Annotated in this window: 13 protein-coding genes; 4 read left to right on the top strand and 9 right to left on the bottom strand. The window is 65.0% G+C overall.

The window, feature by feature from the left end; genetic code table 11:
* Positions 1 to 98 precede the first annotated feature (98 nt).
* From HU751_RS00755 to HU751_RS00740, 4 genes are all read right to left on the bottom strand, one after another.
* The gene (locus tag HU751_RS00755; protein WP_186733801.1) at positions 99 to 734 is read right to left on the bottom strand and encodes a C40 family peptidase; all 636 of its coding nucleotides are present in this window, start codon (positions 732 to 734) and stop codon (positions 99 to 101) included.
* A 125-nt stretch (positions 735 to 859) separates the two neighbouring features.
* Positions 860 to 1,564, bottom strand: coding sequence for a DnaA regulatory inactivator Hda (gene hda, locus HU751_RS00750; protein WP_050704543.1), 705 nt, complete (start codon positions 1,562 to 1,564; stop codon positions 860 to 862).
* Positions 1,565 to 1,751: 187 nt separating this feature from the next.
* A complete protein-coding gene (locus HU751_RS00745) occupies positions 1,752 to 2,825 on the bottom strand; it encodes an AI-2E family transporter (RefSeq protein WP_186733802.1) in 1,074 nt (357 codons plus the stop codon).
* A gap of 11 nt (positions 2,826 to 2,836) precedes the next feature.
* Positions 2,837 to 3,892, bottom strand: a complete 1,056-nt coding sequence (locus tag HU751_RS00740; protein ID WP_186733803.1) for a DUF2066 domain-containing protein — start codon at positions 3,890 to 3,892, stop codon at positions 2,837 to 2,839.
* A gap of 342 nt (positions 3,893 to 4,234) precedes the next feature.
* Here HU751_RS00740 and purM point away from each other — a divergent pair, with 342 nt between their 5' ends.
* The 4 genes from purM (at position 4,235) to HU751_RS00720 (ending at position 7,094) form a co-directional block, all read left to right on the top strand.
* Positions 4,235 to 5,293, top strand: a complete 1,059-nt coding sequence (gene purM / locus HU751_RS00735) for a phosphoribosylformylglycinamidine cyclo-ligase (protein ID WP_050704540.1) — start codon at positions 4,235 to 4,237, stop codon at positions 5,291 to 5,293.
* Entirely contained in the window at positions 5,293 to 5,937 is a 645-nt protein-coding gene (gene purN / locus HU751_RS00730; protein ID WP_186733804.1) for a phosphoribosylglycinamide formyltransferase, read from the top strand. The genes purM and purN overlap by 1 nt, the downstream gene beginning before the upstream one ends.
* Before the next feature lie 8 nt (positions 5,938 to 5,945).
* Positions 5,946 to 6,656, top strand: a complete 711-nt coding sequence (locus HU751_RS00725) for a DUF3108 domain-containing protein (RefSeq protein ID WP_050704538.1) — start codon at positions 5,946 to 5,948, stop codon at positions 6,654 to 6,656.
* A 255-nt stretch (positions 6,657 to 6,911) separates the two neighbouring features.
* Positions 6,912 to 7,094, top strand: coding sequence for a hypothetical protein (locus HU751_RS00720; protein ID WP_050704537.1), 183 nt, complete (start codon positions 6,912 to 6,914; stop codon positions 7,092 to 7,094).
* Between the two features lie 46 nt (positions 7,095 to 7,140).
* On the opposite strand, the gene HU751_RS00715 is transcribed toward HU751_RS00720, so the two are convergent.
* The 5 genes from HU751_RS00715 to cysM all read right to left on the bottom strand — a co-directional run bounded on the left by HU751_RS00715 (position 7,141) and on the right by cysM (position 13,260).
* Positions 7,141 to 7,680 carry a DUF2058 domain-containing protein gene (locus tag HU751_RS00715; protein ID WP_050704536.1) on the bottom strand — a complete coding sequence of 180 codons (540 nt, stop codon included), beginning with the start codon at positions 7,678 to 7,680 and terminating at the stop codon, positions 7,141 to 7,143.
* A 26-nt stretch (positions 7,681 to 7,706) separates the two neighbouring features.
* Complete coding sequence (gene mazG, locus HU751_RS00710; RefSeq protein ID WP_050704535.1) at positions 7,707 to 8,540, bottom strand: nucleoside triphosphate pyrophosphohydrolase; 834 nt, start codon at positions 8,538 to 8,540, stop codon at positions 7,707 to 7,709.
* Positions 8,541 to 8,662: 122 nt separating this feature from the next.
* Positions 8,663 to 10,903 (bottom strand): GTP diphosphokinase, encoded by a 2,241-nt coding sequence (gene relA / locus HU751_RS00705; RefSeq protein ID WP_186733805.1) that lies wholly within the window; start codon positions 10,901 to 10,903, stop codon positions 8,663 to 8,665.
* Between the two features lie 99 nt (positions 10,904 to 11,002).
* A complete protein-coding gene (rlmD, locus tag HU751_RS00700) occupies positions 11,003 to 12,361 on the bottom strand; it encodes a 23S rRNA (uracil(1939)-C(5))-methyltransferase RlmD (protein WP_186733806.1) in 1,359 nt (452 codons plus the stop codon).
* The gene (gene cysM, locus HU751_RS00695; RefSeq protein ID WP_186733807.1) at positions 12,361 to 13,260 is read right to left on the bottom strand and encodes a cysteine synthase CysM; all 900 of its coding nucleotides are present in this window, start codon (positions 13,258 to 13,260) and stop codon (positions 12,361 to 12,363) included. The genes rlmD and cysM overlap by 1 nt, the downstream gene beginning before the upstream one ends.
* Positions 13,261 to 13,310 lie beyond the last annotated feature (50 nt).

Genomic DNA, 13,310 nt, shown 5'->3' with positions numbered 1-13,310 from the left:
AGAGTTGAGAATTTAGATTAGACGCTTTCTGTAAATGCGCACGGCGGCGAGCTTTTCAGCTACGCCGCCGTGCGAGGTTACAGCATTTTGATATCAAATCAATTGCGCGAGATCGTGGTCGGCGCCATGGCGAGCGCGCGTTTGGCCTCGATGAAGGTCTTGCTCCAGTAGCGATCGCCCAGGCTGTCGATGCGCACGCCACCGCTGCGGCGGCTGCTGGAGTGGATGAACTGGTTGTCACCCAGGTAGATGCCGGCATGGCTGACGCGGCCACGGCCGTTGGTGCTGAAGAACAGCAGGTCGCCGGGCTTGAGCTTGTTGCGGGCGACCTTTGGCGCGTCGACGTTGATCATCTCGCGGGTCGAGCGTGGCAGGTTCATGCCCGCCTCTTCGCGGAACAGGTAGCCGATGAAACCGCTGCAATCGAAGCCGGACTTCTCGGAGGTACCGCCGAAACGGTAGCGGGTGCCGATCAGGGCCATGCCGCGTTCGAGAATGCTATCGGCCAGCACAGGCAGCTGGTACGGCTTGCCGTTGCTGGAGAAGGCGTCGAGGTCATCTTCGCTGGCCAGCTCTTCCTCGGTGAATACGGAAGAGGCGGAAGCCTTGGCCTTGACCGATTGCTCGGCGGCCACGCGGTGGTCCTGCGAAGGCTCGACCGGGCCAGTGGAGGCGCAGCCGTAAAGTAGGGTGACAAGTGCAAGTGGCACGAGGGGTGCGAAGCGCTTCAGCATGGGCACGACCGTGTCTGTAGTCCTTTAGAAGGGGGAAACTATGCCTTCTATCGGACCCATTTGCAAATTTTATCGAAAAAGATGTGACTTTTCCGTTTTGACGCTCTGGCACCGTGTTCTCAGGGTTACCAGCCGAGGGTTTCCTTGAGGAACGGGATGGTCAGCTTGCGCTGGGCCTGCAGGGAAGCCTGATCGAGGCGCTCGAGCAGGTCGAACAGCGCGCTCATGCTGCGCGTGCCGCGGGTGAGGATGAAGTGGCCGACCTCGTCGGTCAGGTGCAGGCCGCGGCGCGAGGCACGCAGTTGCAAGGCGCGCAGCTTGTCCTCGTCGGACATGCCGCGCATCTGGAAGATCAGTGCCAGGGTCAGCCGCGATTTCAGGTCGGCCAGCTTGATCGGCAGTTCCCGTGGCGAACTGGACGCCGCCAGCAGCAAGCGTCGGCCGCTGTCACGCAGGCGGTTGAACAGGTGGAACATCGCCTCTTCCCAGTCCGCCTTGCCGGCAATCACATGCAGGTCGTCGATGCACACCAGCTCGTACTGTTCGAGGTGATCGAGCAGTTCGACGCCACGATCGAGCAGTTGCGCCAGGGGCAGGTAGACGGCGGGTTGACCCAACTGCTGGAAACGCTGGGTGGCGGCCTGCAACAGGTGGGTACGGCCCACGCCCTGCTTGCCCCACAGGTAGATGAGGCTTTCGGTCCAGCCGGCGTCGGCTTCGCACAGCCGCTCGACATAGCCCAGTGCCGCAGCATTGGCGCCGGGGTAGTAGTTGATGAAGGTGGCGTCGTCGCGCAGACGCACACCCAGGGGCAACTGGATCGGTTTCATGCTCGCGGGCGGTCGCGGGGACCACAGGGGGCCTTTGATGAACAGTGTGCAAAGTCTATACCCGCAGCGCTGACGGCACAATCAGCGAGGGGAATAGCGCAAGTAAAATCAATCAGTTGCACCACTTTACAAGCATCGCGGGGCAAGCCCGCTCCCACGAAAGCCAGGCGGACATGGGAGCGATCGATCATAGCTCCGGGTCGATCTCCCCGGCATACATGTCCGATTCCTTGTACAGGTCATGCACATGCCGCAGCAGCACCATGATCACCGCCGCCACCGGCAACGCCAGCAACACCCCGGTAAAGCCGAACAGCTCGCCGCCGGCCAGGATCGCGAAGATCACCGCCACCGGGTGCAGGCCGATGCGGTCGCCCACCAGCAGCGGTGTCAGCACCATGCCTTCGAGCGCCTGCCCGACCATGAACACCGCGACGATGCCCAGCATCGGGTAAAGCTCACCGCCGAACTGGAACAACCCGGCGACCAGCGCCGCGCCGATGCCGATGATGAAGCCCATGTACGGCACGATCGCCGCCAGCCCCGCGAGCATGCCGATCAGCAGGCCCAGCTCCAGGCCCACCAGCATCAAGCCGGTGGAATAGATGACGCCCAGCGCCAGCATCACCAGCAACTGCCCGCGCACGAATGCCCCCAGCACCTCGTGGCACTCGCCTGCCAGCCCCACCACCTGCGGCTCGCGCTGGCGCGGCAGCAGGCTACGCAGCTTGGCCATCATCAGGTCCCAGTCGCGCAGCAGGTAGAAGCCCACCACCGGGATCAGCACCAGGTTGGCCAGCCAGCCGATCAGCGCCAGGCTCGAAGCGGTGGCCTGGGACAGCAGCACGCTGATGATGTCGGTGGTCTGGCCCATGTGCTCGCCAATGGCAGCCTTGATCTTGTCGAACTTCCAGAAACCATCGGCCAGGCCCAGGCGACTCTGCACCCAGGGCAGCGCCACATGCTGCAACCAGTCGAGCATCTGCGGCGCCAACTCGTACAGGCGCACCAGTTGCTTGGCCAGCATCGGCACCAACACCAACAGCAGGGCCAGGAAGATCAGGGTGAACAGGCTGAACACCACCACCACGCCCCAGGTGCGTGAAAGGCCGAGCCGCTCCAGGCGATCCACCAGCGGGTCTGCCAGGTAGGCCAACAGGATGCCCACCAGGAACGGCGAGAGGATGTTGTGCAGGAAGTACAGCAGCACGGCGGCCACAAAAGCCGCGCCCAACCAGATCCAGCGACGCATATCAATCATTCAAGTATTCCTTACCAGCGAAAACGCAGGCCGTCGAACGGCTTGGCGGCGGTGGCCGGCGGCGTCGCGCCGGCCGGGTCCTGCGTGCTCGGCGCAGGCGTGGTGGGCACAGGCTCGGCGGGCAGTTCCTGGAGCTTGGCCAGGCTCAACTGCGCGCGCAGCTGCTCGCGATTGCCGGTTACGCGGTAGGTCAGGGTGCCGCCATCGGCCATCTGCAGGCGCGCGCCATAAGGCTCGAGCACCCGGCTCAGCTCGGCGTAGCGCGCCAGGTTCATGCCCTGGACCTGCACCTGCAGGTCACTGCTGGCGCCGGGACGGGTGACGTAACGCGGCGCCAGGCGGTTGCTCACCGCCAGCAGCACGGCATCGGCCAGGGCCGCCTGGTCGGCGCCCTCGGCGTTGCCCTGCTCACGCTGGTCGCCCAGCCACAACTGCCACTTGCCCTGCCACTTGCCGTCGGCCTCATGGGCGTGCACCGCAAGCAGGGCATCGGCGCCATAGCGCTCGGAGGCCTCGCGCAGCGGCGCCGGGTCGTTGCCTTCGAGCAGCTTGGCATTGGCCACCAGTTGCTCCTGCAGGTCGGCCAACGGCAGGCGCAGGGGCAGGCCGCGGTGCTGGGCGGCCCGGCGCAGGGGTTCGGCGACGGCCTGGCCATCGCCGACCAGGCTGCTGCCCTCGACGCTGTCGTTCAGCCACCAGCCAAGGATCGACGGCCGGTTGCTGCCCCACAGCGCCAGGCCGGCCTGGCGCAGGGCGCGCTCGGTGCTGCCGGGGTCGAACTCGACCAGCACCGACTCCGGCGGTCCGGCCTCGCTGCCGACCTGGTTGATGATCTGCTGCGGGTCCTTGCGCAGCGCGGCCAATGCCGGGTTCTGCACCGCCTTGGGATCGCCGGTCAGGCGCAGCACCAAGGTATCCAGGGCCTTGCCGGTGGCCTGGGCGCGGGCTTCGCCGCCCTGCCCTTCGACCGGTTCGTGCACCTGATACAAACCAGAGACGGTTTCGGCCTGGGCGACGGTGCCGGCCACAGCCAGGCAGGCGCCCGCGAGGAAATTGAGAAGACGCATTGAGGATTCCTGTCCAGATGACCTTTGGGCGACACGCCCTTGCCTGTCGGCTGTGACCGCGCAACCACGGAAAATGCTCCGCGTTGCCGGCCCGTTACGTGGGTCGCCATGCCTATACCTTATACAGGCACCGGCGCGGCAACCAGTCGCACGGGGTGAAACTCGGTTTTTTGCCCAGATTTCCCGCCTGCCCGTCGGCCTGAGGATGGCCGCCTTGGGGCAACCCTGATAAAATCGCGCGCCTTCGCAGACCAGTGACGTACAGGCAGCCGCCGTTTCTGAAACCGGCCTTGGCCGTCCCGGTCGTTTTTCTGAATCCCTCCCTCCTAAAGGCCTGGATCAATGAGCAAGCAACCCTCCCTGAGCTACAAAGACGCCGGTGTAGACATCGACGCCGGCGAAGCACTGGTCGAACGCATCAAGGGCGTCGCCAAGCGCACCGCACGTCCTGAAGTCATGGGTGGCCTGGGCGGCTTCGGCGCCCTCTGCGAGATCCCGGCCGGCTACAAGCAGCCGGTGCTGGTCTCCGGCACCGACGGCGTCGGCACCAAGCTGCGCCTGGCACTGAACCTGAACAAGCACGACAGCATCGGCCAGGACCTGGTCGCCATGTGCGTCAACGACCTGGTGGTGTGCGGCGCCGAGCCGCTGTTCTTCCTCGACTACTACGCCACCGGCAAGCTCAACGTCGACGTGGCCGCCACCGTGGTCACCGGCATCGGCGCCGGTTGCGAACTGGCCGGTTGCTCGCTGGTCGGTGGTGAAACCGCCGAGATGCCTGGCATGTACGAAGGCGAAGACTACGACCTGGCCGGCTTCTGCGTCGGCGTGGTGGAAAAGGCCGAGATCATCGACGGCTCGAAAGTGGTCACCGGCGACGCCCTGATCGCCCTGCCGTCCTCCGGTCCGCACTCCAACGGCTACTCGCTGATCCGCAAGATCCTCGAGGTTTCCGGCACCGACATCGACAACACCCAGCTCGACGGCAAGCCGCTGGCCGACCTGCTGATGGCGCCGACCCGCATCTACGTCAAGCCACTGCTGCAACTGATCAAGCAGACCGGCGCGGTCAAGGCCATGGCCCACATCACCGGCGGCGGCCTGCTGGACAACATCCCGCGCGTACTGCCAAAAGGCGCCCAGGCCGTGGTCGATGTGGCCAGCTGGCAGCGTCCGGCGGTATTCGACTTCCTGCAGGAAAAAGGCAACGTCGACGAGCATGAAATGCACCGCGTGCTGAACTGCGGCGTGGGCATGGTCATCTGCGTGGCCCAGGACCAGGTCGACAACGCCCTGAACGTGCTGCGCGCCGAAGGCGAGCAACCGTGGGTGATCGGCCGTATCGACGTGGCCGCCGAAGGCGCCGCACAGGTCGAGCTGCAGAACCTCAAGGCACACTGATGCCCTGCAATGTAGTCGTGTTGCTGTCGGGCTCCGGCAGCAACCTGCAGGCACTGATCGACAGCAACAGCGCCAGCGACAGCCCGGCACGCATCCGCGCGGTCATCTCGAACCGTGCCGATGCCTACGGCCTCGAGCGTGCCAAGGCCGCCGGCATCGAAACCGCCGTGTTGTCGCATACCGGGTTTGACGGGCGCGAAACCTTCGACGCGGCGCTGACGGCGCTGATCGACGGCTTCCAGCCCGACCTGGTGGTGCTGGCCGGTTTCATGCGCATCCTCAGTGGCGATTTCGTGCGCCACTACCAGGGCCGCCTGCTGAACATCCATCCGTCACTGTTGCCGAAGTACAAAGGCCTGCACACGCACCAGCGCGCGCTGGAAGCGGGCGACGCCGAGCATGGCTGCAGCGTGCACTTCGTCACCGAGGAACTCGATGGCGGGCCTCTGGTCGTACAGGCTGTGGTGCCCGTGGCAACGGATGACACCGCGCAGACGCTCGCCCAGCGCGTGCACCTGCAGGAACACCAGATCTACCCGCTGGCGGTGCGCTGGTTCGCCGAAGGACGCTTGCGTCTGGGTGAACAGGGTGCATTACTGGATGGCCAGCCGCTGGCGGCCAGCGGTCACTTGATTCGATCCTAGGAGAATTTATGCGTCGCGCCCTGCTCTTGGCTCTCGCCGTGCTCGCCCTGCCCCTCCAGGCAGCTGATCTGAAGCCTTTCGCGGCCAGCTACACCGCCGACTGGAAACAGCTGCCGATGAGCGGCACCGCCGCACGCAGCCTGGAAAAGAACGCCAACGGCACCTGGAGCCTGAACTTCAAGGCTTCGATGATGATTGCCAGCCTGACCGAGCAAAGCACCCTCAAGTTCGAGAACGACACCCTGCTGCCGCAGCAGTATCACTTCGAACGCGGCGGCCTGGGCAAGGCGAAGAAGGTCGACCTTAACTTCGACTGGGCCGGCAAGAAGATCACCGGCAGCGACCGTGGCGACGCCATCAACCTGCCGCTCAACCGCGGCGTGCTGGACAAATCGTCCTACCAGCTGGCCCTGCAGCATGACGTGGCCGCCGGCAAGAAGAGCATGACCTACCAGGTGGTCGACGGTGACGAGATCGACACCTACGACTTCCGCGTGCTGGGCACCGAAAAAGTGACCACCAAGACCGGCCAGGTCGACGCGATCAAGGTCGAGCGCGTGCGCGACCCGAGCCAGAGCAAGCGCATCACCGAGCTGTGGTTCGCCAAGGATTGGGACTACCTGCTGGTGCAGCTGCGCCAGGTCGAGACCGATGGCAAGGAGTACGTGATCGTGCTGCAGGATGGCACGGTCGATGGCAAGGCGGTCAAGGGTAACTGATACCGCTGCCTGCAACGCCCGAAGCCCCGCCTTGTGCGGGGCTTCTTTTTTGGTCAATACCTGTATCGCCAAATCGCGGGGCAAGCCCGCTCCCACGCAGGTTTGTGATCGGTTCGTGGGAGCGGGCTTGCCCCGCGATTAGCCCTTTCATGAAACTTGTTTCATCGCTGTTTTATTTACTTAGCCTGCTAACAAATCCTATAAAGGTGGCCTGCGACAGAGTGCCGCAGCCAACCCAAGCAGTGGAGTTTGACGATGACAGTCCAGGTAACCGAACGCGACGAATCGAAAATGTCCCACGAAGGCCAGGCCGCTGGCCTGCGGATCTGGGACGTGCATCAACAAGGCCAGCTGGTCGGCATGTTCCATGACGAGCAACAGGCTCAGCAATACCGCATGGAGCTGGAGTACCTCGAGCGCCAACGCCCGGCGCAGTGACCCGGCCCTGCAATAAAAAACCCCGCCAAGGCGGGGTTTTTCGTGCTTACCACATCAGATCGTCAGGGATCTTGTAGGCCGCGTACGGATCGTCCTCGTCCGCCTCCTCGACATGGGTGTTGAGCAGCAGAATGCGATTGGGGTCACGCTCCTGGATCTTCACCGCCGCCTCGCGCGGGATCACTTCGTAGCCGCCACCATGGGCGACGATGGCCAGCGCGCCATTGCTCAGCTTGCTGCGCATCAGAGCGTTGACGGCGATGCGCTTGACCTTCTTGTCATCGACGAAGTTGTAGTAGTCCTCGGTGGTCAGCTTGGGCAGGCGGGTCGCCTCGATCAGTTGCTTGATCTGCGCGGCACGGGCCTTCTGCTCGGCCTTCTCCTGGACCTGGCGGTTCAGTTCCTGGTCCTTCCTGGCCTTCTCGGCCATGGCTTCCTTGGCCAGGCGCTGCTGGCTGTCGTCCACCTCCACCTGGCCCTTGTGTTCCAGGCGTTTCTGTTTCTTCTGGGCTTTGTTGGTCTGCGAAACCTGTTTCTGGTTGACCAGGCCGGCTTTGAGCAATTGGTCGCGAAGGGAAAGGCTCATGGGTGTTCACTCACTTATGCATCGGCTCAGCCGCAGCTGGGCAGGTTCTTTTCCTGACGCTTGGCCTCGCCCCAGAGGGCGTCCAGCTCGTCGAGGGTACGATCTTGGATGTTCAGGCCCTGCTCGCGCAATGCCTGTTCGATGAATCGGAAGCGCCGCTCGAACTTGCGGTTGGCGCGGCGCAGGGCGTTTTCCGGGTCGTGCTTGAGGTGCCGGGCCAAATTGACGGTGGCGAACAGCAGGTCGCCCAGTTCGTCCTCCAGCGCATCGCTGTCGCCGTCGGCCATGGCCTGCAGCACTTCGTCGAGCTCCTCGCGGACCTTGTCCAGCACTGGCAGCGCCTCGGGCCAGTCGAAGCCGACCGTGGCGGCGCGCTTCTGCAGTTTGGCGGCGCGGGACAGGGCGGGCAAGGCCGCGGGCACGTCGTCGAGCAGCGACAACTGCTCTGGCTCGCTCTTTTCGGCACGCTCCTCGGCCTTGATCTCCTCCCAACGCGACTTGACCTGGGCCTCGTCGAGCTTGGGTGTGTCCAACGGTGCGTACAGCTCGCCGGTAGGGAATACATGGGGATGGCGGCGGATCAGCTTGCGGGTGATCGAATCGACCACGCCATCGAACTCGAAGCGCCCTTCCTCACGGGCCAGCTGGCTGTAGTAGACCACCTGGAACAGCAAATCGCCCAGTTCGCCCTGCAGGTGCTCGAAGTCGCCGCGCTCGATGGTGTCGGCGACTTCGTAGGCTTCCTCGATTGTGTGCGGGACAATGCTGGCGTAGTCCTGCTTGAGGTCCCAGGGGCAGCCATATTGCGGGTCGCGCAGGCGGGCCATGAGGTGCAGCAGGTCTTCAAGGGTGTAGGTCATATCAAGCCTGTTCCTAGGCGAGGGCTTCGCCCTCGATCGCCGGCAAGCCGGCTCCCACAGGGTACAGTGACATCCTGTGGGAGCCGGCTTGCCGGCGATGGGCCGCACAGCGGCCCCGTTTCTCAAGGGGTACGATTACGCCGCGTCTCGATGATGTTGGGCAACTGCGAGATCCGCCCCAGCAAGCGCCCGAGGGCGTCCAGGCCCGGGATCTCGATGGTCAGCGACATCAGCGCGGTGTTGTCTTCCTTGTTCGAGCGGGTGTTGACCGCCAGCACGTTGATCTTCTCGTTAAGCAGCACCTGCGACACGTCGCGCAGCAGCCCCGGGCGGTCGTAGGCACGGATGACGATGTCGACCGGGTAGGTCTGCACCGGGATCGGCCCCCAACTGACCTGGATCATGCGCTCCGGCTCCTTGCCCGCCAGCTGCAGCACCGAGGCGCAATCCTGGCGGTGAATGCTCACGCCACGGCCTTGGGTGATGTAGCCGACGATGGCATCGCCCGGCAGCGGCTGGCAGCACCCGGCCATCTGCGTAAGCAGGTTGCCGACGCCCTGGATCTGGATGTCGCTGCGCTTGCCCGCGCGGATGCCGCGGGCCTGGCGCGGGATCAGCTCGACCGGCTCCAGGCGCTCGGGCTCGAGCAGCTGCTGGGCGGCGTTGACCATGTGCGCCAGGCGCAGGTCGCCGGCGCCAAGGGCGGCGAACATGTCCTCGGCGGTCTTGACGTTGGCCTTTTCCGCCAGGCGTTCGAAGTCCACCTGGGGCAGGCCCAATCGGCTCAGTTCGCGCTCGATCAGGGTCTTGCCGGCGGCCACGTTCTGGTCGCGGGCCTGCAGCTTGAACCAGTGGACGATCTTGGCCCGGGCCCGCGAGGTGGTCACGTAGCCCAGGTTGGAGTTCAGCCAGTCGCGGCTCGGGTTGCCGTGCTTGCTGGTGATGATCTCCACCTGCTCGCCGGTCTGCAGGCTGTAGTTCAGCGGCACGATACGACCGTTGATCTTGGCGCCACGGCAGTTGTGGCCGATCTCGGTGTGCACCCGGTAGGCGAAGTCCAGCGGCGTGGCGCCCTTGGGCAGGTCGATGGCGTGGCCGTCGGGGGTGAACACGTAGACCCGGTCCGGCTCGATATCGACACGCAGCTGTTCGGCCAGGCCGCCGATGTCGCCCAGTTCCTCGTGCCACTCCAGCACCTGGCGCAGCCAGGAGATCTTCTCTTCGTAGTGGTTGGAGCTGGGCTTGACGTCGGTGCCCTTGTAGCGCCAGTGCGCGCATACACCCAACTCGGCTTCCTCGTGCATGGCGTGGGTGCGGATCTGCACCTCCAGCACCTTGCCCTCGGGGCCGATCACCGCGGTGTGCAGGGAGCGGTAGCCGTTTTCCTTGGGGTTGGCGATGTAGTCGTCGAACTCCTTCGGAATGTGCCGCCACAGGGTGTGCACGATGCCCAGCGCGGTGTAGCAGTCGCGCACTTCCGGCACCAGCACGCGCACCGCGCGCACGTCGTAGATCTGGCTGAATTCCAGGCCCTTGCGCTGCATCTTGCGCCAGATCGAATAGATGTGTTTGGCCCGGCCGCTGATGTCGGCGTTGACGCCGGTGGCCAGCAGCTCGTTCTGCAGCTGGTTCATCACGTCGCTGATGAAGCGCTCGCGGTCCAGCCGGCGCTCGTGCAGCAGCTTGGCGATCTGCTTGTACTGGTCGGGCTCGAGGTAGCGGAACGACAGGTCTTCAAGTTCCCACTTGATATGACCGATGCCCAGCCGGTGCGCCAGCGGCGCATAGATGTCGAACACCTCGCGGGCCACGCGCAGGCGTTTTTCGTCATCGGCGGCCTTGACCGCACGGATGGCGCAGGTACGTTCGGCGAGCTTGATCAGCGCCACGCGCACGTCGTCGACCATGGCCACCAGCATCTTGCGCAGATTCTCGACCTGCGCCTGGGAACCGAGCACCAGCGACTGGCGCGGGCTGAGGCTGGCACTGATGGCCGCCATGCGCAGCACGCCGTCGATCAGCTTGGACACCACCGGGCCAAAACGCTGGCCGACCTCGGCCAGGGTCACCTTGCCTTCGCGCACCGAACGGTAGATGACCGCCGCCACCAGCGAATCCTGGTCGAGCTTGAGGTCGGCGAGGATTTCGGCGATCTCCAGCCCCGCCTGGAAACTGGAGGTGCCGTCGGCCCAGGAATGCTTGGCCGGATTGCCTTTCTTCTCGACTTCATGGGCGAACTCGCAGGCCTCTTTCAGCCCAAGGCGATCGAGCTGCGAATCGACGCTCACCACATGATCGAGCCATGCTTCGAGATTGATACTGCCGTCGTGGTTGACCGGCTGGTGCACTCTCACCTGTACCATCTTTGTTCTACCTTTCCATACAGCGCACCACGCGGGTGCACTGGCTATCACCTGTGCGTCCCTCACTCCCTGAAGGGCGCACCAAGAGGGCCAGCCCGGCTAGCCCGCTTCGAATAACGCCATGGCCTCGACATGCGCCGTCTGAGGAAACATGTCGAGAATCCCGGCCCTTTTTAACCGGTACCCCTGCCCGACCAGCACCTGCGCGTCTCGCGCCAGCGTGGCCGGGTTGCACGATACGTAGACCAGCCGCTTCGCACCCAGCCGGGCGATGCCTTGCACCACCTCGAAAGCCCCGTCGCGCGGTGGATCCAAGAGTACCGCAGAAAAGCCCTCGGCGACCCATCCGGCGCCTGCCAAAGGCTGCGATAAATCGGCCTGAAAAAACCGAGCGTTATGCACATTGTTGCCATCGGCGTTGGCCGCGGCGCGCTCGACCATGGCCTGCACACCCTCCACCGCCACCACCTCGCGCGCCTGGCGAGCCAGGGGCAAGGCGAAGTTGCCCAGGCCGCAGAACAGGTCCAGGACCCGCTCGTGCGCCTCGGGCGCCAGCCAGGCCAGGGCCTGCTGGATCATCAAGGTGTTGACCTGGGCGTTGACCTGGACGAAATCACCCGGCCGCCAGGCCAGTTCCAGGCCCCAGGGCTCCAGGGCAAAGCCCAGTTGCGCTGCGGCATCCAGCGGCGCCGGCTCGCCCTCGCCCTGCAGCCACAGCTGGGCGCCGGCTTCGCGGCAGAACGCCTCGAGCCGCGCCAGGTCTTCACTTGGCAATGGCGCCACATGCCGTACCAGCACCGCCTCGGCGGTGCCGCTGAACAGCTCCACGTGCCCCAGCGCCTGCGGCTTGCCCAGGCTGCGCAACACGGTCGGCAGGTGGCGCATGATCGACTGCAAGGGTTGTACCAGCACCGCGCACTCGTCGATGCCGACGATGTCCTGGCTGGCCTCGGCGCGGAACCCAACGTCCAGTTGGCGCGCCTTGGTGTCCCAGCGTACCGCGACCCGCGCCCGGCGGCGGTAGCCGAATTCCGGTCCGCTCAGGGGAACAGCCCACTCCTCGGGCTGCACGCCGGCCACCCGCTGCAGCTGCTCGGCGAGCAGGCGCTGCTTGAGTGCCAGCTGGCCGTCATGGGGCAGGTGCTGGAGGTTGCAGCCACCGCAGCGGGCGTAGTGCCGGCAAGGCGCTTCGCGGCGCTCGGGGCTGGCCTGGAACACACGCTCCAGGCGCGCCTCGACCACCTTGCCCCGGGCAGCGAGCACCCGCGCCTCGACGTCCTCGCCGGCCAGCGCGCCGCTGACGAACCAGGTACGTCCTTCGATGAAGGCGATGCCGCGACCGTCACCGGCCACGCGCTCGATCGACAGACGCTGCTTCTTGCCCACGGGCACCTGTGCGGCACGGTTGCCGCCGGCCGGCTGGAAACGCAGGCCGGCATTACTTTTCTTTCTGGACATCAGGTCGGATCGAACAGGCCGGTGGAGAGATAACGGTCGCCGCGGTCGCAGATGATGGCGACCATCACCGCGTTCTCGACTTCACGGGACAGGCGCAGCATCGCCGCCACCGCACCGCCGGAGGATACGCCACAGAAAATGCCCTCTTCGCGGGCCAGGCGACGGGTGGTCTCCTCGGCCTCCTGCTGGGACATGTCGACCACGCGGTCGACCCGGGTGGCGTCGAAGATCTTCGGCAGGTACTCGTGGGGCCAGCGGCGGATGCCGGGGATGGCCGAGCCTTCCATCGGCTGCAGGCCGACGATCTGCACTGCCGGGTTCTGCTCCTTGAGGTACTGCGAGCAGCCCATGATGGTGCCGGTGGTGCCCATGGAACTGATGAAATGGGTGATGGTGCCCTGGGTCTGCTGCCAGATTTCCGGGCCAGTGCTGTTGTAGTGGGCAATCGGATTGTCGCCGTTGGCGAACTGGTCGAGGACCAGGCCGCGGCCTTCGGCCTGCATCTTCTCGGCGAGGTCGCGCGCGCCCTCCATGCCCTCTTCCTTGGTCACCAGGATCAGCTCGGCGCCGTAGGCGGTCATCGCCGCCTTGCGTTCGGCGGTGGAGTTGTCCGGCATGATCAGGATCATCTTGTAGCCCTTGATCGCCGCGGCCATGGCCAGGGCGATGCCGGTGTTGCCGGAGGTGGCTTCGATGAGGGTGTCGCCGGGCTTGATCTGGCCACGCAGCTCGGCGCGGGTGATCATCGACAGCGCCGGCCGGTCCTTGACCGAACCTGCCGGATTGTTGCCTTCGAGCTTGAGCAGCAAGGTGTTGCTGGTGTCCCCGGCGATGCGCTGCAGGCGAACCAGTGGCGTATGGCCGATGCAATCGGCGATGGTTGGGTACTGCAGGGTCATGGGCGTTTTCGCAATCCGGACGGCAGGGGCGACTATCATACCGGCAAACC

The organism is Pseudomonas peradeniyensis, from assembly GCF_014268935.2.
GTDB classification, from domain to species: domain Bacteria; phylum Pseudomonadota; class Gammaproteobacteria; order Pseudomonadales; family Pseudomonadaceae; genus Aquipseudomonas; species Aquipseudomonas peradeniyensis.
Note: the sequence above shows the minus strand (reverse complement) of the source record. Positions and strands in the feature narration are given on the sequence as shown.

Coding starts and splice junctions, on each gene's coding strand:
- HU751_RS00755 (WP_186733801.1), bottom strand. CDS start 734: ATGCTGAAGCGCTTCGCACCCCTCGTGCCACTTGCACTTGTCACCCTA.
- hda (WP_050704543.1), bottom strand. CDS start 1,564: ATGAAACCGATCCAGTTGCCCCTGGGTGTGCGTCTGCGCGACGACGCC.
- HU751_RS00745 (WP_186733802.1), bottom strand. CDS start 2,825: ATGATTGATATGCGTCGCTGGATCTGGTTGGGCGCGGCTTTTGTGGCC.
- HU751_RS00740 (WP_186733803.1), bottom strand. CDS start 3,892: ATGCGTCTTCTCAATTTCCTCGCGGGCGCCTGCCTGGCTGTGGCCGGC.
- purM (WP_050704540.1), top strand. CDS start 4,235: ATGAGCAAGCAACCCTCCCTGAGCTACAAAGACGCCGGTGTAGACATC.
- purN (WP_186733804.1), top strand. CDS start 5,293: ATGCCCTGCAATGTAGTCGTGTTGCTGTCGGGCTCCGGCAGCAACCTG.
- HU751_RS00725 (WP_050704538.1), top strand. CDS start 5,946: ATGCGTCGCGCCCTGCTCTTGGCTCTCGCCGTGCTCGCCCTGCCCCTC.
- HU751_RS00720 (WP_050704537.1), top strand. CDS start 6,912: ATGACAGTCCAGGTAACCGAACGCGACGAATCGAAAATGTCCCACGAA.
- HU751_RS00715 (WP_050704536.1), bottom strand. CDS start 7,680: ATGAGCCTTTCCCTTCGCGACCAATTGCTCAAAGCCGGCCTGGTCAAC.
- mazG (WP_050704535.1), bottom strand. CDS start 8,540: ATGACCTACACCCTTGAAGACCTGCTGCACCTCATGGCCCGCCTGCGC.
- relA (WP_186733805.1), bottom strand. CDS start 10,903: ATGGTACAGGTGAGAGTGCACCAGCCGGTCAACCACGACGGCAGTATC.
- rlmD (WP_186733806.1), bottom strand. CDS start 12,361: ATGTCCAGAAAGAAAAGTAATGCCGGCCTGCGTTTCCAGCCGGCCGGC.
- cysM (WP_186733807.1), bottom strand. CDS start 13,260: ATGACCCTGCAGTACCCAACCATCGCCGATTGCATCGGCCATACGCCA.